19 protein-coding genes are annotated in these 22641 nt (G+C 56.7%); 5 read left to right on the top strand and 14 right to left on the bottom strand.

The window, feature by feature from the left end; genetic code table 11:
* Positions 1-97 precede the first annotated feature (97 nt).
* The 3 genes from GN111_RS04015 to GN111_RS04005 are packed head-to-tail and all read right to left on the bottom strand — an operon-like array spanning position 98 to position 3371.
* A complete protein-coding gene (locus tag GN111_RS04015; RefSeq protein WP_155302514.1) occupies positions 98-1036 on the bottom strand; it encodes a tRNA dihydrouridine synthase in 939 nt (312 codons plus the stop codon).
* Positions 1033-2889 (bottom strand): RiPP maturation radical SAM C-methyltransferase, encoded by a 1857-nt coding sequence (locus tag GN111_RS04010; RefSeq protein WP_170302117.1) that lies wholly within the window; start codon positions 2887-2889, stop codon positions 1033-1035. The genes GN111_RS04015 and GN111_RS04010 overlap by 4 nt, the downstream gene beginning before the upstream one ends.
* A gap of 26 nt (positions 2890-2915) precedes the next feature.
* Positions 2916-3371 carry a hypothetical protein gene (locus GN111_RS04005; RefSeq protein ID WP_155302512.1) on the bottom strand — a complete coding sequence of 152 codons (456 nt, stop codon included), beginning with the start codon at positions 3369-3371 and terminating at the stop codon, positions 2916-2918.
* Between the two features lie 237 nt (positions 3372-3608).
* Between GN111_RS04005 and GN111_RS04000 the strand changes: the two genes are divergently transcribed.
* Positions 3609-6896: a PAS domain S-box protein gene (locus GN111_RS04000; RefSeq protein ID WP_155302511.1), complete on the top strand. Its 3288-nt coding sequence runs from the start codon at positions 3609-3611 to the stop codon at positions 6894-6896.
* 7 nt (positions 6897-6903) lie between these two features.
* Here the strand turns inward: GN111_RS04000 and GN111_RS03995 are convergent, their stop codons facing one another.
* Both GN111_RS03995 and GN111_RS03990 read right to left on the bottom strand, forming a co-directional pair.
* Positions 6904-7722, bottom strand: a complete 819-nt coding sequence (locus GN111_RS03995) for an NUDIX hydrolase (protein ID WP_155302510.1) — start codon at positions 7720-7722, stop codon at positions 6904-6906.
* A 43-nt stretch (positions 7723-7765) separates the two neighbouring features.
* Positions 7766-8905, bottom strand: a complete 1140-nt coding sequence (locus GN111_RS03990) for a lytic transglycosylase domain-containing protein (RefSeq protein ID WP_155302509.1) — start codon at positions 8903-8905, stop codon at positions 7766-7768.
* A gap of 152 nt (positions 8906-9057) precedes the next feature.
* Between GN111_RS03990 and GN111_RS03985 the strand changes: the two genes are divergently transcribed.
* A complete protein-coding gene (locus tag GN111_RS03985) occupies positions 9058-10674 on the top strand; it encodes a sigma 54-interacting transcriptional regulator (protein WP_155302508.1) in 1617 nt (538 codons plus the stop codon).
* A gap of 19 nt (positions 10675-10693) precedes the next feature.
* Here the strand turns inward: GN111_RS03985 and GN111_RS03980 are convergent, their stop codons facing one another.
* A complete protein-coding gene (locus GN111_RS03980) occupies positions 10694-11119 on the bottom strand; it encodes a hypothetical protein (protein ID WP_155302507.1) in 426 nt (141 codons plus the stop codon).
* A 222-nt stretch (positions 11120-11341) separates the two neighbouring features.
* Positions 11342-11827, bottom strand: a complete 486-nt coding sequence (locus tag GN111_RS03975; RefSeq protein ID WP_155302506.1) for an aminoacyl-tRNA deacylase — start codon at positions 11825-11827, stop codon at positions 11342-11344.
* 107 nt (positions 11828-11934) lie between these two features.
* Between GN111_RS03975 and GN111_RS03970 the strand changes: the two genes are divergently transcribed.
* Genes GN111_RS03970 through GN111_RS03960 form a run of 3 tightly spaced genes read left to right on the top strand, consistent with a single transcriptional unit; the run spans position 11935 to position 14808 of the window.
* A complete protein-coding gene (locus tag GN111_RS03970) occupies positions 11935-12951 on the top strand; it encodes a TRAP transporter substrate-binding protein (RefSeq protein WP_155302505.1) in 1017 nt (338 codons plus the stop codon).
* 15 nt (positions 12952-12966) lie between these two features.
* Positions 12967-13458: a TRAP transporter small permease gene (locus GN111_RS03965; RefSeq protein WP_155302504.1), complete on the top strand. Its 492-nt coding sequence runs from the start codon at positions 12967-12969 to the stop codon at positions 13456-13458.
* 48 nt (positions 13459-13506) lie between these two features.
* Positions 13507-14808: a TRAP transporter large permease gene (locus GN111_RS03960; protein WP_155302503.1), complete on the top strand. Its 1302-nt coding sequence runs from the start codon at positions 13507-13509 to the stop codon at positions 14806-14808.
* Positions 14809-14862: 54 nt separating this feature from the next.
* On the opposite strand, the gene GN111_RS03955 is transcribed toward GN111_RS03960, so the two are convergent.
* From GN111_RS03955 to GN111_RS03925, 7 genes are all read right to left on the bottom strand, one after another.
* Positions 14863-15858, bottom strand: coding sequence for a DUF3192 domain-containing protein (locus GN111_RS03955; RefSeq protein WP_170302116.1), 996 nt, complete (start codon positions 15856-15858; stop codon positions 14863-14865).
* On the bottom strand, positions 15855-16358 hold the full coding sequence (gpt, locus tag GN111_RS03950; RefSeq protein WP_155302501.1) for a xanthine phosphoribosyltransferase: 504 nt from the start codon (positions 16356-16358) through the stop codon (positions 15855-15857). Before gpt ends, GN111_RS03955 begins: the two co-directional genes overlap by 4 nt.
* Complete coding sequence (locus GN111_RS03945; RefSeq protein WP_155302500.1) at positions 16355-17617, bottom strand: iron-containing alcohol dehydrogenase; 1263 nt, start codon at positions 17615-17617, stop codon at positions 16355-16357. The genes gpt and GN111_RS03945 overlap by 4 nt, the downstream gene beginning before the upstream one ends.
* A 9-nt stretch (positions 17618-17626) precedes the next feature.
* Positions 17627-18790 (bottom strand): iron-containing alcohol dehydrogenase, encoded by a 1164-nt coding sequence (locus GN111_RS03940; RefSeq protein WP_155302499.1) that lies wholly within the window; start codon positions 18788-18790, stop codon positions 17627-17629.
* A gap of 176 nt (positions 18791-18966) precedes the next feature.
* The gene (locus GN111_RS03935; RefSeq protein ID WP_155302498.1) at positions 18967-21387 is read right to left on the bottom strand and encodes an aldehyde ferredoxin oxidoreductase family protein; all 2421 of its coding nucleotides are present in this window, start codon (positions 21385-21387) and stop codon (positions 18967-18969) included.
* A 172-nt stretch (positions 21388-21559) separates the two neighbouring features.
* Positions 21560-22216, bottom strand: a complete 657-nt coding sequence (gene elbB / locus GN111_RS03930) for an isoprenoid biosynthesis glyoxalase ElbB (RefSeq protein WP_155302497.1) — start codon at positions 22214-22216, stop codon at positions 21560-21562.
* Positions 22217-22255: 39 nt separating this feature from the next.
* Entirely contained in the window at positions 22256-22639 is a 384-nt protein-coding gene (locus tag GN111_RS03925; protein WP_155302496.1) for a thioesterase, FlK family, read from the bottom strand.
* Positions 22640-22641: the final 2 nt, after the last annotated feature.

The raw sequence follows: 22641 nt of genomic DNA, 5'->3' as shown, positions 1-22641 counted from the left end.
TCCACCCCGTGGTCCGTCGAGCTTCTGTTGTCGGGCGCCGAAAAAGAACCACCGGGCCGATTTTGCTGCATAAAAGGGCGCCTGCGGGCCCGAAAGGTCACGGCTGCAAAAAGGCCTGATCCACAAGCTGCCGGTAGCGATCCAGGCTGCGGGCCTTGCGGATTCGTTTCAACAGTCGGGCGCCGTCTTCTAAACCGCCGGCAAAATATCCCCAGAGCCCTTTCATGCGGTCGAGCGCATGACCGGGCCCGGAAAAAAGGTCGAGGTAGCCGGCCAGCAGATCGTCGTGAAAAGCGGCAAAGCGTTCTTTGCGGCGATCTATGGGATGGCTGTCGGCCTGGATCGTCTCCGCCAGAAATGGATCGGCGACCAGTCCCCGCCCCAGCATCCATTGGTGCACCTCGGGAAACCGGGCGGCCAGCCCGAAGAAGGCATTTCGGTCCCAGATGTCCCCGTTATACACGACTGGATGGGCAATCTGCGCCAGGCATACGGCAAAGGCATCCAAATCCACCGCACCGGTGTACATCTGCACCCCGGTGCGCGGGTGAACGACCAGGCGGACGAGCGGATAGCGGTTGAACACCGGAACCAGACGATCCATTTCGTCAGCGCAAAAGCGGCCCAGGCGGGTTTTGATGGACAGCCGGCCTTTGAATTCATTCAGTATCTTGTCCAGCAGCCGGTCGATGACATCGGCATGCGGAAGCAAACCGGAGCCGCGCATTTTCTTGGCAACCATGGGATAGGGACAGCCCAGGTTCCAATTGATTTCGCGGTAGCCCATATCCGTGAGGGTGTTGGCCAGTCGGATGAATTCGTCGGCGTCGTTGCTCAAAATCTGGGGCACGACCGAAAGGCTTCGGTTGCATTCCGGTGCCAGGTCTCGAAGATGGGAAGCCTTAATGCGGCGCCCCTTGAGCGAGGTGACGAAAGGAGCCACCGCTTCATCGACGCCGTTGAAATGTTTTTTAAAAGCGTTTCTGAACACAGCGTCGGTAATGCCGCGCAGCGGTGCCATGATCAATATTTTCATCTCCCGGAGCGCCACGCTTTCGATGCGGCCAGGCTCAAATACCAGTCGTTTTCCACAAAGGCGAGCCGTTTCGTCACCATGGATTGGAGAAAAGAGCGGATCTGCTGCGTGTTGAAGGCCTTAAACCGCTGGGCAATCTGCTCCAGCGAACGGGGGGTGTGGCAAAAGCGGTAGATATCGGCCGAAGTGCCGGTAAGCCGATGCCGGTTGACCGGCGCTTTTGGAAAATGCTGATCGATAACGATAAATCGGCCGCCATCGCGATAGGAAAGGGCCGGTCCACCATTGGTCTGACGCTGTACGACCTCGTAGGCCTTGTACCATTGGCGCACTTCCTGCCGGACGCCCCGCCACAGCTTGTACTGACGCTTGCGGTCGCCGCGATAGCCCTGGATCATGAAGCGCAATCCGTTGGCCACGCTCACGGGGAAAAGTTTTTTCAAATTGGGATGATTGAAAATCGATCGGATTTGAAATCGTTCGGGAAAACGGTACACGGGGCTGTCCAGCCCCAGCCAGAAACTCACCGTCTTCAAGGGATGGTAGCAACGGGCGAATTTCAGGCATTCAAGGGTTTGAGCAACATCGTCGACATCGCTGGAAGGGAAATGGAGCATCAGGTTTCCGGCATTGACGATGCCGGCGGCTTCGCAGTGTTTCATCAGGCAAAGGTTGTCGATGGCGCGAACGCCCTTGTTCATTTTCTTCAGCAACCGGCTGGACAGCGCTTCGATCCCCACCTGGACCGTATCCACGCCTGCCCGTTTCATCTTTTTCAGGGTGGACGGCTTCGTCGTGGCCCGGATTTCGGCAAAAATGGAAAGATCGAAATTCAGTGCCCGGATCCCATCGAAAATCGAGGCCGCCTGCTTTTCCGGCAGGGTGTTGTCCGCAAAAGCCAGTGAAACCACCTCGTGCCTGCGTACCAAATGATCGACTTCCTGAACGACCTGGCGAACCGGCTTGGTGCGGTACCCGTTCCACTGCAGGTTCAGGTTGCAAAAGGCGCATCCCTTGAAGCGGCCGCCGCTGTCGCGTCCTTGCCACCAGCATCCCCGCGAGGCTTCTATGGGCAGGGTCGGGAAAAATCGACGTGCGGGATCGAACCTGTTCAGCAGTCGAAAATAGTCATCGTAATCCGGGACGGGCAGGTCGTTCAATCGGCGCATCTGCGAAAAGCGGGGCTTTGATCCACCGGGACGATTCAAAGAAAAGATTCCATCGGGCAGTTCGGGTGGATCCGTTTCCCGTGCCGGTTTCAGCAGATGCCGCACCAACGCTTCCAACACCTGCTCCCCCTCCCCTGCTACCAGATAATCGATCCAGGGAAAGGCGCGCAGCAGATCCGGGGAAGGCTCACCGGAAAAAGACGAACCGCCCACCACCACGGGAAGCGCAGGAAATGCGGTCTTGATCCTGGATATCAGGTACAACGATGCGGTCACCTGGCAAAACGAGACGGAAAAGCCCACCAGATCCAACCCCTCCCCGTCGATGCGGTTCAGCCAATTTTTACTGGCGGTTTCGACCTGGTTAACCAGTTCGGAAAAGTCGGACGGCGCCGGGTCGCTCTTCTTGAGGGTGGCCGCGTAAAGCGATTCGGCCTGCTGCGCCCTTTGGGGATAAAGCAGGGCGGAAAAAACCGCTTCGGCCCGCCAGACACTTTGGGACACCTGATGATAACGCTCAAATCCCAGTGCGTGGGCGGCCTCCAGGAAAAAGTGGCTGGAATCGACGGTCAGCGACGGCAGCGTTTTTTTCAGGTAGCCTTTTAGCGCGCCCAAGGGCAAAGAGGGCCGGTTAAACAACGGCCAGGGCGCGGAAACCAGCAGGACCCGGCCCTTTGGGGACATGGCGGACGCCGACATCTTGGATGGGACTAACCACCCAACCCGAATTGAGCCTGCAATCGCTGGGCCCGGTGGTGGGCGGACATGGTGGCGTTATTGATGAGGTTTTTGAACTTAAACCATCGATATGCTGAAGGTTTAACGAATCCAAGGAGAATGGCACCTGGAGGCAGCGGTTCGCCGTATCCGCCAAGCGTGTCCAAGTGCAGTCGGCCGTTTTTGGCCACGACAACCAGATTGGTTTTCACCAGTTCGTCAAACGGGCTGTCCAGAATAAAAGCGACCCGGGTAACACCGTTTTGCCACTCGCTGGAAAGGTTCTGCCCGACGACATTTCCCATGTAAACCACCGATGGATCGAACAGGCGCGGAGCGCCCTCGAACACAGCCGCAATGCCGCCGTCCTGACTTCCGTATGGCTGCACCGAACAGCCGGTGAGCCCCGCCATGAGCATCACAAAAAGGACCGTCAACGCTTTTTTCATTACGCCTCCACAACAAAAAGTTGGTCGTCTTGTTCCTAACTTCCGGTTTTTGAAGAAACCCGATAAGATCCGTTCGATCCGGTTTGATGGTGGGTTATAGCGCTAATGCCCAAATTCATCAAGCCGCAAGCGCGCAGGAGTCTTTTTTCCCCGTTTTTTTCTTGAAACCGGCGTGTGGCCCGTATACATCAATGCGGCATTGTACACCCTGACACAAATAGGTGGACCCATACCCATATGAAATTTAAAACTTCCATCCGCTGGGCATTGATTTTCGGTTTTCTGGGCCTGATCTGGGGAACCCATCTGATCACGACCACTTCTTCTTATCTGACCTCCCAGGAGGTGCTCCACGGGCACGCCAGAGATATTATGATGAATATTGCCGATCTGGCCCTGGAACAGTCCCAGCGCCACCTGCTGCACGCCCATGGAGCGGCCGCGTTGACCAAACGACTGCTTTCTTCCAATGTCGTCAGCAATCAATCCGACCGGATCGGCGTTCTGGAACGCTATCTGAGCGAGCAGCTCTCCGTCAACCCCCATTTCGCCGGTATTTACGTCGGCATGCCCAACGGTGACTTTTACGACGTACGCCATTACGAAGCCAAAGTAAAAGACGGATTCCGCACCAAACTGATTTTGAACACCGCCCAGGGCCGGTCGGTTCGGATGGTCTACCGTGATTCCCGCTTTTCACCGATACTGGAAGAAACCGACGATGCGGATTCCTACGATCCGCGTCAGCGCCCCTGGTATCAGAAAGCCATCGCCGAAAACCGCATCGTATGGACGGACCCTTACATTTTCTATACCTCCCGGAAGCCTGGGATCACCATAGCGGGGCCATTTTTCGATCCTACCGGAAAACTCATGGGCGTGGTCGGAGTAGACATCGAAATCGATCAGCTTTCGGTTTTCATTGGCAACTTGAAAATCGGCAAGAACGGAAAAGCCTTCATGATCAACCGAAACGGCGATGTCGTCGCCTTTGGAGATCTGTCCAAACTGATCATCGACAAAACATCGCCGAAGGGTGCCACCCGCCTGGCCACCATCCGGGAAATCGACGATGCTCTCAGTCGCAAAGCCTTTCAGGCCGCCAGGATACAAGAAGACGAATCGGGGCTGCTGGTCCTTGACAGCCCTCGATTCGCCCGTTTCAAGCACCAGGGGCAGAGCTATCTTGCCATGTTCGTGCCCTTTACCGCCTCCCGCTGGCCATGGATCACGGGAGTCTACCTGCCTGAAAACGACTACCTGGGCGCCATCAAATCCAATCAACGCTTCAATATTCTGGTCACGCTGATCATCTCCCTGTTCGCCGCATTCATTGGCTTTCTCCTGGCCCGGGGGGTCATTCGTCCCATCGCCCAACTGGGCAAAACCGCCCGCGAAATGAAAATGGGACTGCTCGCACCGGGCCCTAAAATTCAATCGGTCTACAAGGAGATTCAGGATACCGCCGACGCCTTTGCCGAAATGAAAATCGCCGTGGAGCACAGCCACAAAAAATATTTGGATATATTCAACAATATCCAGGACGTTTACTATGAGACCTCGCTCAACGGCACATTGATCGAAATCAGCCCCTCCATCGAAAAAATATCCAATTACCGTCGGCAGGATCTGATCGGAAAGAAACTGTTGAAAGTCTATTCCGATTCCGGCGATCGCGACGATATCGTGGAACTGCTCATCGAAAAGGGAACCATCAACGACCATGAAGTGGTGTTCGAAGACAAGGACGGCAGCCTGAAACACTGTTCCTTGAATTCGACGGTGCTGCGCACCGCATCGGGCAAGCCCTATCGCATGATCGGTTCCTTGCGCGACATCAACGATCGCATGATGGCGGAAAAGGAACTGCTGAACTATAAACACCATCTGGAAAATCTGGTCCGGGATCGGACAACCGAGTTGCAGGAAGCCAACGACGGATTGCTGAGGCAAATCGAGCGCCGACGGGAAACCGAAGCCCGGTTGCGGACCAGCGAAGAGCGATACCGGACCATTTTGGACACCATCGAAGAAGCCTATTTTGAAACCGACCGCTCCGGCACGCTCATTTTCGTCAACGATGCCGCCTCCCGGATCATGGGCTATGGCAGCCTTGAACTGACCGGTATGCACTTCAGGCATTTCTCGAGCCACCAACCCACCCGTGACCTCATTCGGGCGTTCGGAAACATGGTCCGTTCCGGTGTTCCCGCACACGTCATCACCCTGCCGGTGACCACCAAGGAAGGGGAAAGCAAATTTCTCGATGTGAGCGCAACCCTGATCCGCGACGATTCGGGAACGGTAACCGGCTTTCGGGGCCTGGCACGCGACGTAACGTCGACCATCCTGGCCCGGAAAGAAAAAGATATGCTTCAAGGTCAGCTCAATCATGCCCAGCGAATGGAGGCCGTCGGAACCTTGGCTGGAGGGATCGCACACGATTTCAACAACTTGATGATGGGAATCATCGGAAATACTTCACTGTTAAACGCCAAACTCGGCGATATCGAACCGTTTTCCGAATACCTTCGTTCCATCGAGCAATGCGTGGAGAGCGGCGCCACCCTCACCCGCCAATTGCTGGGGTATGCGCGCGGAGGGAAATATCGGGTCACCACCGTCGATCTGAACGAAACGGTTCAGCGCACCGCCGAAATGTTCGGCCGGACCCGAAAAGAGATCCAGATCCAGGCCGGCTACCAGGAAAACATCTGGCCGGTAGAGGCCGACCAGGGCCAGATCGACCAGATCCTGGTCAACCTTTACGTCAATGCCTGGCAGGCCATGACAGGCGACAACACGCTGATCCTTTCCACGGCGAACGTGATTCTGGACGAAGCCTACACCCGGGCCTTCAGTGCCCCGCCGGGAGCCTATGTGGCCGTCACCGTCCAGGATCGGGGAAGGGGAATCTCTCCGGATGTCATGAAACGAATTTTCGAGCCCTTTTTCACAACCAAAAAAATGGGCCGGGGAACCGGACTGGGATTGGCCTCGGTCTTCGGCATCGTCAAAAACCATGGAGGCATTATCGATGTTAAAAGCACCGTGGGCAAAGGCTCGACCTTTACCATCTTTCTTCCGGCGGCATCCCAGGTTCAGGAGAAAAAACCCGCTCCGGCAGAAGAATCGACCTTAGCCTGTACCGGAACCCTACTGGTTGTGGACGACGAACCCTATCTTCTCAAATCCCTTTGTGCGGTCCTCGAAGATCTGGGATATGAAATCATTCCTGCCGGCAGCGGGCAGGAAGCGATTGAACGGTTCAAAAAGGAAATGAACCGGATCGACGTGGTGATTCTGGACATGATCATGCCGGATTTAAACGGCAGGCAGGTGTTCACGGAGCTGAAAAAAATCAAACCGTCCATCAAGGTGGTTCTTACCAGTGGATACGGCCTCGACGGACTCGCCGAAAACGGCCAGGACCTTCCCGGAGACGGATTTTTGCAAAAACCGTATCGAATCCGACAACTGTCGTCCGTGATCGGGCAACTGGTAACAAAGGACCGGGAGGCGTAAAAAGCCGTCACCGGACGGTCGGATTTCCCAGATACCGGTTATCCAGACGAATGGGAACGACCGGCAACGTGTCCACTGCCGGCGGCCGATAGTCAAAGACGGTGCCCAAAAACCGTTCGGTGAGCCGATAGGTGGCGCCCCACAACAACTCTCTCTGGCCGTTGTCGCGATGGACGAAACAGGGCATGTCCCGATAGGGGATGTCCGGCCCGCAGGAAGTGATGTCCCGAAATGAAATTCGGCAGCAGGCATAGTTGTCGGCCTCGAGCAGGCTGGCCAACGGAATGCGAACAATTTTTTCCACTTCCCAGTTCGGGAAAAACAGGCGTTGGCGCGGTACCCACCCGACCAATGGGTATATGGTCCGCCGGAACATTACCAGCCGTTGGGCTGCCATGGGTCCCAGAAACCGAACGCCCAGCGGATTGAGCCGCATCTCTTCGAACCCTTCGCGCAAGGCGGTGGCCAGCAGCAATGCCAGTTTGGTCCAGTCTTTCTCACGATATCGCCGCCACCAGAACCCTTTCGGCCACCGGGACAAAGGGGGAGCAGGCAGGCGCAGCCACCGGGCCAGAAAAGAATCGAGCTTCGGCTGCACCCCGCCTCCGGGGCAGCAGAGATCGCCAGGCTGGCGAACGTGCCGGGAGCGTTTGTTGAGAATCAATACCGGCTTGCCGCCGATACCCGGACCCAACAGGAACAGGACCGCCGAAATCTTTCCGAGATCGCCGTTTTCATTGAATGCGAAGGCTTCCGGCGGCTGCCGATCGAACCGATCCTGGACAAAACGCATAAAGGATGCGGTGGATGAAGGAATATCAAACATCGCTGTATCCATTTCCCGATTCAGGTGTAACGTCTTACCCCGCTCATTCACCGCTGGCGGTTTCCGTTTCAGAATCATTGCCGTGATCGATCGGCAGCACGACCAGGCGCTGGCCGGGATGGATCACCGCATTGATGGGGATGCGGTTCCAGATGAGCAGGGCCGCTAAAGGAACGTCGAATTTTTCGGCAATCCCCGAAAGGCTGTCGCCCTCCCGGACCCGGTAAAGACGCCGGTCGCGGTTTCGGGCATCCGATGTTGCCAGTTCACGCAACCGTTTCTCGAATCCCGCTTCGCCTTCCGGCGGAATGTTCAACCGGTGGGATCCGGCCGTCAGATAATACCCCCGGATGTGCGGATTCAAATCCTTGACGGTCTTGAAAACGGTTCCCGAAGCCTCGGCGACCAGCCGTAAGGGAAGCTCCGTAAGGGCGTCGAACTGCACGGTAGTAAAGGCGCGGGGCGGGTAGAATTCATCCGGCCCGATAAAAAAACCGTAGTGTTGCGGATTTTCGACGATGCACTTGATCGCCAGAATGCGAAAGACGAACCGCTGGGTTTCCAACGGCAGATAGAGGCTGTAATAATCACTGACGGCCTGTTCGAGGATTTCCGCTTCCAACCCCTCCTCGCCCATGTTGTAGGCCGCCAGGGCGAGGCTCCAGGAGCCGAATCGGCTGTAAAGATCCTTGAGATGGGACGCCGCCGCCAGTGTGCTCAATTGAAAACTGCGGCGCTCGTCAACATGGCCATTGACCGTCAGGCCATATTTTCGGGCGGTCTGCGGCATCAGCTGCCAGACCCCCATGGCGCCTTTGGGCGATCCGGCATGAATCCGCAGGGCGCTTTCGGCTATGGCTAAATACTTGATATCCCCCGGCAGCCCATTTTCGGACAGCACCCGCTCGATGGTCGGGAAAAAGCGGGTCGTGCGCTTTAACCAGAGAATGACCTGGTAACGGTTGCCCAACGAGACCAGCATCTCCTTTTCGAACCGCTCCTTGTTTTGAGGATCGGCCAGCGGCACCGGTTCGTTGCACAGCGACAGGGGCGAATCGATCTGCAGGGCGCTGAGCAGATAGTCCGAGGTCGGCTCAGCCGCATTTGCCTCGGGCAGCATTGTAAAGAAACTGCCGGTCAAACAAAGGCCCGTCAACAGCCAGATGGAAAAGCGCTTGGTCATTTGTCACCATCGAACCCAGGGGAAATTATTGTTGGAGCCGGATCGTCGACTATTACCATAAGCAGTCCCATCCATTTGTCACTTGCCAAGCTCCGGTCTCCTTTTTATAGTCTCGCGAATAACCCTTGGCCGATCTTACGGAGCTATCGCATATGAACCGGACATCGAAATTGAACCTGCAGTTTGTGGACCGCATCGGTATCGTTGCCGATATCTCCAGGCACGTCGCCCGGCTTTCCGTCAATATTGTCTCCATGGAGGTCCAGCGCAAACAGGAACTGGCCGATGTCTACCTGGAAGTGGATCCGTCTCGCCGGGAGATATCGGCCAGAGATGTGCTGGAAACCCTTTCCAGCCTCGATGGTCTGCAATCGATCCGCCTGATCGAAACCATGCCCCACGAAAACCGCCAGAATACGTTTCGTACGGTGCTGGACAATGTCAGTGACGGCATCGTTTCCATTGACGCCGGGGGAAACATAACCACCATCAACCGCTTGGCACGCACCATTTACAATTGTCTGGAATGCAATCCGATCGGAAAGCGGATCGACCAGACTCCGGTAATGGACGATACGCTCCTTTCCTGCCTCGAGGGCAAAACGGTTTCGCGCCTTCGACACAGTGTCGCTACAGACAAGGGGCGCTTTCAGTTTTTTATCAGCGCGCGCCCCATTGTGGATGCCTCCGGACGAATCACCGGAGCCGTAAAAATCATGAAAGACATGCGGGAAATCGAAGCCCTGGTCGAAAAGGCCGCGCAGGCCGAGCGCATCTCATTCGAAACCATTGTCGGCGATTCACCGACGGTCAACGAAGCCATTGCTTTCGCCCGCAAAATCGCCCCCACCGCCGCCATCGTATCGATTCGCGGCCAAAGCGGCACCGGCAAGGAGCTGTTTGCACGGGCCATTCACTTCGAAAGCGGTCGTTCCGGACCTTTTGTCGCGGTCAATTGTGCCGCTATACCCGACGCGCTGCTGGAAAGCGAACTTTTCGGTTACGAGAGCGGATCGTTCACCGGTGCCAGCAAAAGCGGCCATACCGGCCTTTTCGAGCAGGCGAAGGGGGGAACCCTTTTTCTGGACGAGATTGCCGATCTGCCCCCGGGTCCGCAGGCCAAAATCCTGCGTGCCATCCAGGAAAAGCGCATCCGTCGGATCGGGGGCCGCTCGGAGATCGAAATCGATGCCCGCATCGTCACCGCGACCAATCGTCACCTGGAGCAACTGGTGGCCGATGGAGCATTCAGGCAGGATCTGTATTATCGCATCAATGTATTGCCGGTTCATCTGCCGCCATTGCAGGCCCGGAGGGAGGACATCCCCGTACTGGCCGATCACTTCCTGTTTCAGATCAATTGCAGGCTCGGAACTCGGCTACAGCGTCTGACACGCAAGGCTCAGGACAAACTCGCCCGGCACGACTGGCCGGGAAACGTCCGCGAACTGAAAAACGTGATCGAAAGGGCCGCAATCTTGTGCGACGCGGCGGATATCGGGGCCGAGTCGATCCTCTTCAGCTTCGAACTGTCCGGCCACGCGCCTGATGAAAGGCGTCCTGCAGTAAAGGCGCACGGCAACGCCCCTTTGTCCCGCCAGTTGGATGCGCTGGAGCGGCGTATTGTCATCGATGCCCTGAATTCAAGCAAAAGCATCCGTCAGGCAGCGTCAGGGCTGGGGATTTCCCATACTGCTTTGCGGAACAAAATCAAAAAGCATGGCCTGCAGGCCTCGCCAACCGGTTATGCGGTAAAAGCAAACCCGTAATCAACGCTTCTTTGCGGAACTACTTGATATCCAACCATCCGCAGACCAGGCGTTTGGCTTTCTCGCTTTCAAGCTCTTGGTCGGTTACGGAAACCAGGCCAAGGCGCAGGGAAATGCGCTCGTCGTCCCCCCAGGGCCACCAGGCCGCAAATAAAACGATCCCCCGTACAGGGTCCATGGTAAACAATTTCTGACCGGGCACCACGCCGATGCCGGACTGGAAGAAATTACGAATGGGCGTGTCGGCCTCGTTGATGGTGGCAAAATCCCATTTATGGCTGAATTCCAACGTCATGGGCAGTTCGATCATGATCTCGTCCTGCCTGTCGATCACCGTCAGGGCGAGGTTGAATTCCTTGTCCCAGCGCCAGGGGCAATGGTCCGGAATATTTAAACTGATTCGCCGACAAACGGTCCCCAGGGCATCCAGATCACTGCTTGACATGATTCTCCTTTTCTGTATCGGAAAGGGGCTCAACCTTCTTTCAGGCACATTCCATGAACCTCGGTGCGGCTCTTTTTTCGGCAGACGGTCGTTTGATCAACTGCCAGACTATAAAGCAAAAAACGTCTCTCTGACAAGAGGTTAGGCCCAAATCCAACCAAAATGCCCGTTCCACATCTGTTTTTGAAAACCGATTCGAGTAAACGTCCAACGTATCTTCCTTCAGGATGCGGCCGCCTTCACAGCAACGCCATCCAGCGGTCCGGTCAATACAGCCGGGTCGATTTCCACGAGAAAACCCCGCTTGCCTCCGTTGATGAAAACCGATTCCAACACCAAAATCGATTCCTCCAGGTAAACCGGCAAACGGTCGCGGGTCGCAAAGGGACTGATCCCGCCCACCCGGCATCCGGTACAGCGTTCTGCCGTTGCCGGCGCGGCAGGAATCACTTTTTTCCGTCCGATAACCCGGGCCAGCTGCCGGGTGGAAACCTCCCGGTCACCATGCATGAGCATCAAAAAAAGAACCCGGTTGTCCGTTTCCATAACAAGGGTTTTCACCACCCGGTTGGCGGGAACCTTTAACGCCTGTGCCGCCTGGTTGGCGCCGCCGCGATCCGAATAGGCATAGGTGTGCGGTTTAAAATCGATCCCCTTGGACCGTAAAAAGCGGACAGCCGGTGTTATCGGGTATTTGGATTTGGCCATGAGAACTCCAAAAACGGTTGACAGCGTGGATCGTTTATATCAAGTTGCAATCGATTTTTTAAAATAATTTATCCTATTTTTCCATACACAATTCCAAAGGAGCACCGATGAAAGCCACTCGCCTGTTCGTCCTGGTCCTCAGCGTTGTTACGATTGCAGCCGCGTCCATGGTTCCCTGTGCCTTCGCCAAGTCGACTCACCTGACCTACAGCATCTTCTTTCCGCCAACCCACGGGCAGTGCCTTGCCGGTATGGATTGGGCCAAGGAGATCGAACGGGCGACCGATGGCAAGGTGAAAATCACCGTCTTTCCCGGGGGAACACTCACCAAGGCCAATCAGTGCTACGACGGGGTGGTCAAAGGAATTTCCGATATCGGCATGTCCTGTTTCGCCTATACCCGGGGCCGTTTTCCAGCCATGGAGGCCCTGGATCTGCCCCTGGGCTATCCCAGCGGTCTGGCCGCCACACGGGTTGCCAATACCTTCTACGAAACATTTACCCCGGCTGAACTCAACGACGTCAAAGTCCTTTACCTCCATGCCCACGGTCCCGGCCTGCTCCACACCAAAAAGCCGGTAAAAACGCTGGCCGACCTTGAAAACATGAAAATCCGCAGCACCGGTCTCAGCGCAAAGGTGGTCGAGGCCTTAGGGGCGATTCCGGTGGCCATGCCCCAGGGAGACACCTATGAATCCCTGCAAAAAGGAGTAGTTGAAGGCACGTTCGGCCCCATTGAGGTTCTCAAGGGCTGGCGCCAGGCCGAAGTGGTCAAGTCCACCACCGACTGCAACACGGTCGGGTATACTACCGCCATGTTCGTGGTCATGAACAAGAAAAAATGGGACGCCCTGTCTCCGGAGATCCAGCAGATTTTCACGGATACCAGCCGCAAGTGGATCGATGTCCACGGCCAGAGCTGGGACCGTGGGGACCAGGAAGGCCGCGAATATACCACCAGCCTGGGCAATGAAATCCTGGCCCTGGACAAGGAAGAAGGCCTGAAATGGAAGGCCAGGGTGCGTCCCATCATCGACGCATACATCGATTCCGCAGCGGCCAACAAGCTGGACGGCAAAAAATATGTCGACATGCTCATAGGCGCCATCGACGCGCAAAAATAACCGAAAGGGATCGCATTGAAACGGATCGAAGGTTGGGTGGGCCAGATTGCGTCTGCCTTCAACAGCGTTGCCGCCGTCGCCGTGGTCGGGATGATGGTCCTGACCTGCCTGGACGTACTGTTGAGACTGTTGCGAAATCCCATTCCGGGAACCTACGAAATCGTGTGCATGCTGGGCGCGGTCTTCGTCTCCTTTTCCCTGGCCCGCACAACAGTGGATCAGGGGCATATTGCCGTCGATTTTCTGGTTCAGCGGCTGCCGCATCGGTTCCGGAACGCCGTCGAAGCGGTGAATGCCGGTATCTGTGCGCTGCTGTTCACCGTCATCTGCCGTCAGTGCGTGATCTATGCCCTGGACCTGAAAGCCAGCGGCGAGGTCTCCATGACCCTGCAAATGCCCCTTTTCCCCTTCGTGTTCGGCATCGCCTTGGGATCGGCCATGCTCAGCGTGGTCCTTTATATCAGTTGTCTGTCATGGTCGCTCAAAGCCCTCGAATCGTCCGGATGATGCCGAACAGCCCGCGCATTCTACCGCAATGAACCAAAGGAAGCCCCAATGAGTCCCACTTTGGCCGGCCTTGTCGGCCTCGTTTTATTGTTCGTTCTGATTTTTTCCAAAATGCCGGTCGGTTTTCTGATGGCCCTTTTGGGGGTTGTCGGTTTTGCCTACCTGGTGACGGTAGACGCCGCGCTCAATCTCATGGCCAAGGATCTGTTCGACGTCTTCGGATCTTACAGCCTGACCGTTATTCCCCTGTTTATTCTCATGGGTCAGATCGCCTTTCACTCCGGCATCAGCAGCCGTCTGTTCAAGGTCGCCTATACCTTTATCGGCCACTGGCCGGGCGGCATGGCCGTGGCCACCTTAGGCGCCTGTACCGGATTTTCGGCCATCTGCGGTTCCACCAACGCCACGGCCGCCACAATGGCCGCCGTTACGCTGCCCGAGATGAAGAAATACGGCTATCGGGACAGCCTGGCCACAGGCGTGGTGGCCGCCGGCGGGAGCATCGGCATCCTCATTCCGCCGAGCGTCATTTTTATTGTCTATGGAATCATGACCGAACAGTCCATCGGCAAACTGTTCATGGCCGGCATCGTACCGGGTATTTTGCTGACCGGCCTGTTCATTCTGGCAGTTGTGATCTGGGCGACGCTGAAGCCCGACATCGCCCCCCGCGGTCCCAGAGCCACCGCAAAGGAAAAACTGGCTTCGCTTTCCGGTCTGATCGAAACCCTGATACTGGTCGTCCTGGTGATGGGCGGTCTCTTCTTCGGCATCTTCACCCCCACGGAAGCCGGCGCCATCGGCGCTATGGGCACCCTGATCATCGCCGTCGCCCGGCGAAATATTGATTGGAAAGGGTTCGTACGGGCCCTTTTCGAAACGACCCGCATCTCCTGCATGGTACTGGTCATCGTGGCCGGAGCCACCATTTTCGGCCATTTTCTGGCCATTACCCGGATCCCCTTCGATGTGGCCGGTTGGGTCACCGGCTCCAACCTGCCGTCGTATCTTGTCATGGCCCTGATCATCGGTGTCTATCTGATCGGCGGTTGTTTCATCGATGCCCTGGCATTTATCATGCTGACGGTGCCGATCTTTTACCCGGTCGTCGTCTCCATGGGCTACGATCCCATCTGGTTCGGCGTCATCATCGTCCTGGTCACCCAGATCGGGGTCATCACACCGCCGGTGGGGGTGAATGTCTACGTGGTCAGCGGCGTTGCCCGTACGGTTCCCCTGGAAGTCATTTTCAAGGGTGTCATTCCTTTGCTGGTTGCGCTGGTGATCGGCGTACTCATAATGATCCCCTTTCCCCAGATCGCCCTCTTCCTGCCGCACCTGATGCAATAAAAAACCACACGGTTGTCTTGCCGTGTGGTTTTGTCCGAAATGATCGAATTTCGCTTACTGAAAACTCTTGCCGACCCGACCCGCTTCGCGGTTCCTGAAAATCAGTTCTCCCGGATAAACGGACTCGTTGTATTCGATCTTACCGTGGGAGATGGCACCGGGCTGCAGAACACTGTCCAGACTGCTGCTGATCGTGCATTCCACCCGGTTGCCCTGGTTGTCCAACAGAATGAAATGGTCGGGATGGGTGGTGATAACCTGCCGGCTCACATTTTTCACCCACACATACATGGAACCGGGTCCCATGTCGTGAACGGCCATTTCAGCGATTCCGTTGCCGGTATACCGCCGCAGCGTTTTATTGCGCTGATCGCGGGACTGTTCCCACGCCTGTCGATGCTTCTTCTCGAGGTTGCGGGCGGCAAGCGCCTCGCGCGCCTTTTTCTGTTGGACCAATCGCGCTTCATAAAAGGCCACTTTTTTCTGATACCGGGTATTGTCGGGATCCAGCGACAGCAATTGACGATAGAGTTTCAGGTTTAAGGCGGCATTGGATGCCGGAACCGGCTTGACCTTTTTTTCCAGGTCCGCAATCTTGTCGAGTCTCTCCTGTTCCACCTTTTGTCGGGATGCCGCTTTCATCTCGGCTTCGCGCCGGCGGCGCTCTTCGGCCTCCATCTGGCGAAGGTGCGCTGCTTCCTCCTGGATCCATACGTCCGCCAGATCTTCGCCGACGGAAACCACCACGCCGTCTTCGAAGGCAATGGGAGTGCACAAGTCAGTGGTGACCGCCGCGTCCTTGTTGAACGCCCCGGCTCGGGTCTGATAATAAACGATAGAGCGGTTGTTTCCGATATCTTTGCGAAGATCGGGTGGCCCCATGGTCTCGAGAACCGCCTCCTGAGAATCTCCCTTTTGAATGCGTTCCAACGCATTGACATTTTGATTGATTTTCATATGGACACATCCCGTCAGCAGGAATGCGGTCAGAATAAAAATCGCCCCGATTCGCATGGCGACAACCTCCTTCACTCTAACAACGGGGATCATGGTTGTTTTTCCTGTTTTGTGCGTCCCGCAATGGGCTGGGCAAACTGGATCTCCGAATCCCATGGAAACAGGATCCAGGTGTCTTGGCTGACCTCGGTCATGAAGGTGTCCACCAGGGGCCGGCCGGCCGGTTTGGCGTAAATCGTGGCAAAATGAGCCTTGGGCACCATCTCGCGCACCAGGCGGGCCGTCTTGCCCGTATCGACCAGATCGTCCACCAGCAGCCAGCCTTCTCCGTCGCCGGTTGCCGGTTTGAGGATCTGAATCCGCCCTTGCTGACGGCCAGCGTAGCTCGCAATGCAGACCGTGTCAACGATTCGAATATCCAGCTCGCGGGCGATGATGGCCGCCGGAACGAGCCCCCCCCGTGTAATGGCGATTATTCCCTGCCACGGTCCCAGTTCCATCAACCGCCAGGACAACGCCCTGGCGTCGCGTTGAAGCTGCTCCCACGAAATGGGAAATGTTCGGCGATACGGTTCCTTGTTGTTGCTGTTCATCGGATCTGAAGGCTGCCTTTTTTTACCCGATTCGAATCCAGGGGCGTTCCCGCCCAGGCGTGGGACATGACCATCTGCAGGTCATCCTTCTCCAATTCTTCCGGGTTGTAGAAAATCGACCCGTCTCCCAGCGCTTTTTCGGCGATGGCTTCCAGTTTGTCCACCGGCACGCGCTCCTGCCCGTCGGGTCCGACGACCTCTTTGAAAAACCGTGCATGGGCCCCGCCGGTTTCCTGGTGCAGGCGTTGGTTCATCTGCCGGATCATGGCAACCACCTGCCGGGCTCGCAGATGCGACGGTGTACGGGCAACCGCTTGCGCCCCGGCCAGCGGCAGCAGCAGTTGGGCGGTGAAGTGGCCGTTTTTGTGCATGTTGTATTCAAGACCATAGGGCAGCAGAATCGCCATGCAGGTCCCGTGGGGAACGCCGCACACGGCTCCGACGGAATGGCCCAGGGTGTGAACCATCCCGACCATTGCATTGGAAAAGGCCACACCGGCCAGATTGGCACCTACGGCCAATGCCAGCCGCCCTTCCCTGTTTTCGGGATCTTTTATCACAGGCAGCAGATTTTGACTAATCAATTCAATAGCTGAAAGGGCATGGGCGTCGCTGACGGGATTCTTGGCCAGACAGGTGTATGCCTCGACGGCGTGGGTGAGGGCATCCATTCCTGTGGCCGCCGTGATCGCCGGCGGCAGGGTGAGCGTCATGCGCGTATCCAGGACCGCTGCATCCGGCACCAGAAAATAGGAAGTGAACAGCATCTTCCGGTTGTTGGCATGGTCGGCGATCACGGCCACCATGGTCACTTCGGAGCCCGTACCGGCGGTGGTGGGGATGGCGATCAATGGCTTCAACGGCCGGGTGAGCCGGCCGGCACCGGAAAACCGCATCAGATCGTCCGCGTTTTCCGATACTACGATATTCATGCCTTTGGCGGTGTCCAATACGGAGCCGCCGCCCACGGCAATGATCGAATCGCAGCGTTTGTCCCGATAAATGCCGGCCAGCCGGTTGACGACAGTAAGATCCGAATCGGGCGGAACGTCGTCTTCCACCGCACCGATCATGACGTCCTTGGAGATGGCGGCCTGGACAATTTCCACGAGCCCGGCGCCGGCAACTCCCTTGTCGGTGACGAGCATGGGCCGCCGGGCCCCGAGCCGGTGGAGCAGCGTAGGTATTTTTTCCAGCGCCCGGTGACCGGCCAGCGTCGGGGCGGGGCAAAAAAATTCGTAATAGCCCGGAAAGTGCATGTTCAGCTCCTATCGGAAAGGTTTGGATCTTGCGCTGTCGATGATATGGGCAGCACATTTGGCTAACGGTTCGTCAGCCAATTGGGAGAGCAGGGTTTCGATCTGTTCTGTGTCCAACCCGGCATCAACCAGAGACGAAGGGATGGTGCAATCCAGTTCCACGCCCACGGCCTCGAAAAACTCCCACAAAAGGGCCATGACCCGCGAGACCTTCAGTTCCGTAGCGGTGATGGCATAGGTCTCCTCGCCGGCCAAAGGATATAGCAGTTCTCCCCCGCGGTCCGGAGATTTCGTCCCCACATATCCAACCAGATGGGGCAGCAAAGCAGCCAGCGTGAATCCGAGGGTAAGGTCCGGAGGATTCGCCAACCGGGCCCCCAGGCTGTGACAGATATTTGCAGAGGCGCCTGAAAAAGCGCAGCCGGCCGCTACCTGGCCGTTGACCACCGCGCAGACGCTCCGGTCGCGATTGTTTTTTCTCAGGGCCATTGGCAGGTATTGGACGATCAGACCAATGGCCGTGTGCGCGTAGGCCCGCCCCATGGGACTGCCGGATTCGTCCAGAAAGGCTTCCACCGCTTGGGCCATTGCGATCAGGGCTCCTTCCGCCAATTCCCGGTCGTCGGTCCGTTTCATCATGGCGGGATCGATAAATGCAGCCGCCGGGGTGAGTGCCGACGCCTTCAAGCGCCGTTGGCCGTCTGAAACGTAGCCGGTGGCCTCGTCCCCGTTGCCGTCCGGCATGGCAACCAGCATCAGCGGCGCCAGGGCAGCTGAATTGTCGGCATCCCCGCCTCCATTGTCGTCAAAGGTCGCTAAATCGCCGCCGGCAATTGTCGCATTCAGGCATTTGGACATGTCCACGACGGGACCACTGCCCACAACGATCAGGCTGTCGCAGCCCCCGTCCCGATAGACGTTTGCCAGAACGGACAACAGTTCAGGCTCCACCCGGTCGGCAAGACCATCATAAATGCCCAGAGTCAGCCCCGATGTGCGAAAGGCATTGACGACGGTCTTCAGCCGTTTTTTGCCGATATGATTGCCATTGGCCAGAATCAGCGGCGCCCTGGCACCGACGGCGGCAAGTTCGACGGGCAGGTGATCCAAGGCGTGGCTGCCGCAGTTGATTTTGAGGGGACATTTGAAATAAAAGGCTTCGGGCAAAATCATCCGCTTCTCCTTGATGAACTCGTAATAAGTCGCATTTCAGACGGGCTCGTGAAAAGGCCGAGATCAAGGCTTGCGAATCCTGAGGAATGAGGCGTACTTTGGCGTACGCCGCAGCGACGAAGGATACGCGTAACGCCGATATCGGCCTTTTCACGAGCCCGTCCTCCTTGAATTGTCTACAGACCGGTCACGGTGCGCAGGTAAATCAGCACCCGTCCCATAATTTTTCGAAAAAACGGCCACCGGGGGTACCTTCTGACAGCCAAAGATGCCAGTATTTTGGGCAGAAGGAACACCTCGACCCTATCCAGAACGCGGACCACGGTACATGCCGCCGGAATATCTCCATCGACAACCAACCTGTCTCTGGCAACAGCCAAAGCGGTCGGCTCCTGAAACGTGAACAGCAGCATCGCCGCTTCGATGTTTTTTATGGTCATGCGCATATCGATCAGTCGACTTTGTGTGTCCGCCCCCAGATATCTCACCTTCCCGTTGCGATCCTTTCCGACCACCATGGCCGGACCGTCCGGCGCGACAGTCAATGCAAATGTGAATCCATCGGGAAGGGAGTTGAAGGCCTCGCCGACCGTTTTATCGACCCGGGCCGCGGCCTGGATGGCCCGTCCCACGAACCACAGCATAATCGCCAGATAAAGCCGTTTGACGGGCTTGCCTCCCGGCGACACCATCTTGAAAAGCAATGCGCGTTCATCCGAAGACAGCTCCCATTTCGGTTCGATGCCAAGCCTTTTCAGGCAGTTCTGGCTTGGAATGCCCTGGAAATCGTACCCCCGCAACCGATAGTAGGCATCCAGCATGGGCTGCAGCGGAACGGTCCGCTGCCTGGCATCGCAGCCGCGCCCCTCTTTAAGGAAACGCCCGGGCAGGGTATCGTCCTTGCGCGAAATTCCCTCGGCGGTATTCATGTAACGTTCCAATACATGAATGCGTGCTCCGGCTTTGAGCATCTGCCATTGATTCAACCGCAGTCCCGTCACCGAGCGCCACAGCTTCGAAAAAATACTGATATCCATGAGCAAAATGGCCATGGCCGGCAGAAACTGCATAAACAGGCGCAGCAGAAATTTCGGGGTATATTTAACGATGGGCGGTTCCAGCACATAGGCGTAAGAGGTGAACTGGCAGGTGTGCAGGGAGTTGACGGCCGCATAAAGGTTTTCGAAAAATTTAACGAAACGGGCTTTTGCGCGGATGGTGTAAGGGTTGAGGAATCCAAAGGCCACTTCCAGGGCAAAGGTGGTGGCGGACAGGTGGCAGGCCCCCCGGTTGGCTACGGCGTAGGCCAGACCCTGCCCCCAGGCGCCTCTGGGATCGTAAGCCGGCATCTCCAGTCCCTTGATCTGAATGGCGAAATCGGTACCCCCATAGGTTTCGGACAACCGCCGTGTGCCGTCGGCCATTTCGCTCCCGAATCCCCGCCGGTGGGCCATGTCGTCCAGAGCTTCCAGAACGCCCGCCTCCCGGCCGAATTTCAAATCGGTGGCAATCAATCCTTTTTCGCCGGCCTCCATGCACCAGGCCAGCACGGCGCCGGCCGAAATGGTATCCATGCCCAGCTGCCCGCAGCGGTCGCTGAAGGCCGTGATTTGATCTGGATCGAAAATGCCCAGATTGGGGCCCAGCAGTCCGATGCTTTCGTATTCCGGGATCTGATGGACGCTGCCATCGGCGTGGGTTCCTTTGTGCCCGCACATGATCGAACAGGGCTTGCAGGTGCTCGGCCGGGCGTTGTAGCGCTGCCGTAGTTCCTCGCCGGAGATGCTGTCCGCCCGGGGATGGCTGCCTTCCCGGAAGTTGTTCACCGGCAGAATGCCGCCGTCGTTGCACCAGTTGACGTGGCTGCTGGTGCCGTATTGACGATAGTCCTTGGAGGTGACCGGATTTTTCTCGATATATCGTGCCGCCCGCTTTTTCGCTTTTGCGAACAGTTTGGAGTTTGAAGGCACGATTTTGTAAGCTTTGCCCCTGGCGACAATGGCCTTGAGGTTTTTAGATCCCATGACGGCCCCAAGCCCGCCGCGTCCCAAAAAACGGTGGCCCGAAGCCACGTTGGCGATGCGCACCTGGTTTTCGCCGGCCGGACCGATGGCCAGGACCCCGGATTTACCGTCCGGGTTGAGGTGCTGTTGGGTCTCGTGGGTGTCCAGCCCCCAGTAGTCGGCGGCGTCCTCGATGCTGACCCCGTCGGCATCGATGGCAATGAATACTGGCGACGATGCTTTTCCGGTGATCAATAAACCGTCGTAGCCGGCTGTCTTGTAAGCCATTCCAAAGGGACCGCCACAGGATGAATGCACCATGATGCCGGTCAAAGGAGATTTGGTGAGTGCCGAAAACCGTCCGGTGCACGGTGCGCCGGTGCCCATGAGCACCCCCATCATGAAGGCCAGGTAGTTTTTTTCTTTCAAAGGATCGATGCCCCGCTCCATGCGGTCATAGAGCAGTTTAAGCCCCAGTCCCTTGCCTCCCAGAAAATTTTTGCGATCGTCCGCGTCAACCTGAAATTCAGATATACTGCCACTCGTCAAATCGATCTCGACGATCCGGTTGCTGGTTCCGACAATTGTTTTCATCCGCAGAAGTCCCATCCGGTTTTTTGCACGACTACCCCTTGCGCAATCAAACACAATTAGAGTTTTGAATGATCTTCAATTTTTCCTGACTGTGGTACGCCAAAATCATCCACTGGTTTCGATGCGTGGAATGGTAAAAAATCGATGGGCGAACCCGTTTAAGGCCATCCGCTCAGCAAAGGGAGACGACTTTTTCAACCAGTTTCTCGATGCCGATAGCCACTTCCTTGATCCCGGGTCCGAGCATATAGGCGGGAGTTGTGACAATCCTGTTTTTTTCGTCCACACAAATATCTTCAACCGAACAATCGACATGCTCGCCGCCCATGGTCCCGATGGCGGCAGCCGTACCAACATCGTTGCCGATGGTCACCTTCGGCGACCGGTCGGCCAAAGCGCGGGTCAGGGTTGCCGGAGCGATGCAGATGGCGCCAATGGGCTTGGCAGTGTCCATCATCTCTTTTAGCAACCGCAAAACCTCGGGATGCACCTTGGCGTCGGGCCCTTTGACGGCAAAATCGCTGAGGTTTTTCGCAGCGCCGAATCCACCGGGAATGATCAGCGCGTCGATGTCCGTCGCATGAATCTCGGCGATATCCTGGATTTCGCCCCTGGCGATACGGGCCGATTCCACCAGAACATTTCTCTTCTCGTCGGCCTCCTTCTGGGTCAGGTGGTCTACCACGTGAAGCTGATCCATATCGGGCGCCATGCAGCGCACGGCAACATCGGCACGATCCAGAAACAGCAGCGTGAGAACCGCCTCGTGAATTTCAGCGCCGTCGAAAACGCCGCATCCGGACAAAAGCAAACCGATTGTCTTTTTCATTGTTGATTCCTTTCCTCTCCCGATCCAAGATGGGGAATTTTAATCCAATACATGCTTGTCCAGAACAAAACAGGTAAACATGCCCTGGAAAACCTCGACATCGTCTTTGGACACACTCACGGAAACCCAGTATTTCTTGCCCTTGACCTCCTGAACCCGGGCCTGGGCAACCACCGTCTCGCCCACCCGCACCGGTTTCAGGAACTTCACATCCGATGCCCCCAAGACCACATGGGGATGGTTCACCGCAATCATTGCTGCGTAATCCGCGGCACCGAAGATAAAACCGCCATGAACCAGGCCGGCTTCATCGGCCGCCATCCGGTCAGTGGTCACCAGTTCCACCCGGCTTTGACCATCTTCAACAAACAGGGGCCTGCCGCACAATTTCCGGTCGATCTGACGATGGGTATCGATCTGCATGC

The sequence above is a fragment of the Desulfosarcina widdelii genome (assembly GCF_009688965.1).
Taxonomy (GTDB): domain Bacteria; phylum Desulfobacterota; class Desulfobacteria; order Desulfobacterales; family Desulfosarcinaceae; genus Desulfosarcina; species Desulfosarcina widdelii.
The sequence above is the reverse complement of the archived record's forward strand: the minus strand, read 5'-3'. Positions and strand labels throughout refer to the sequence as shown.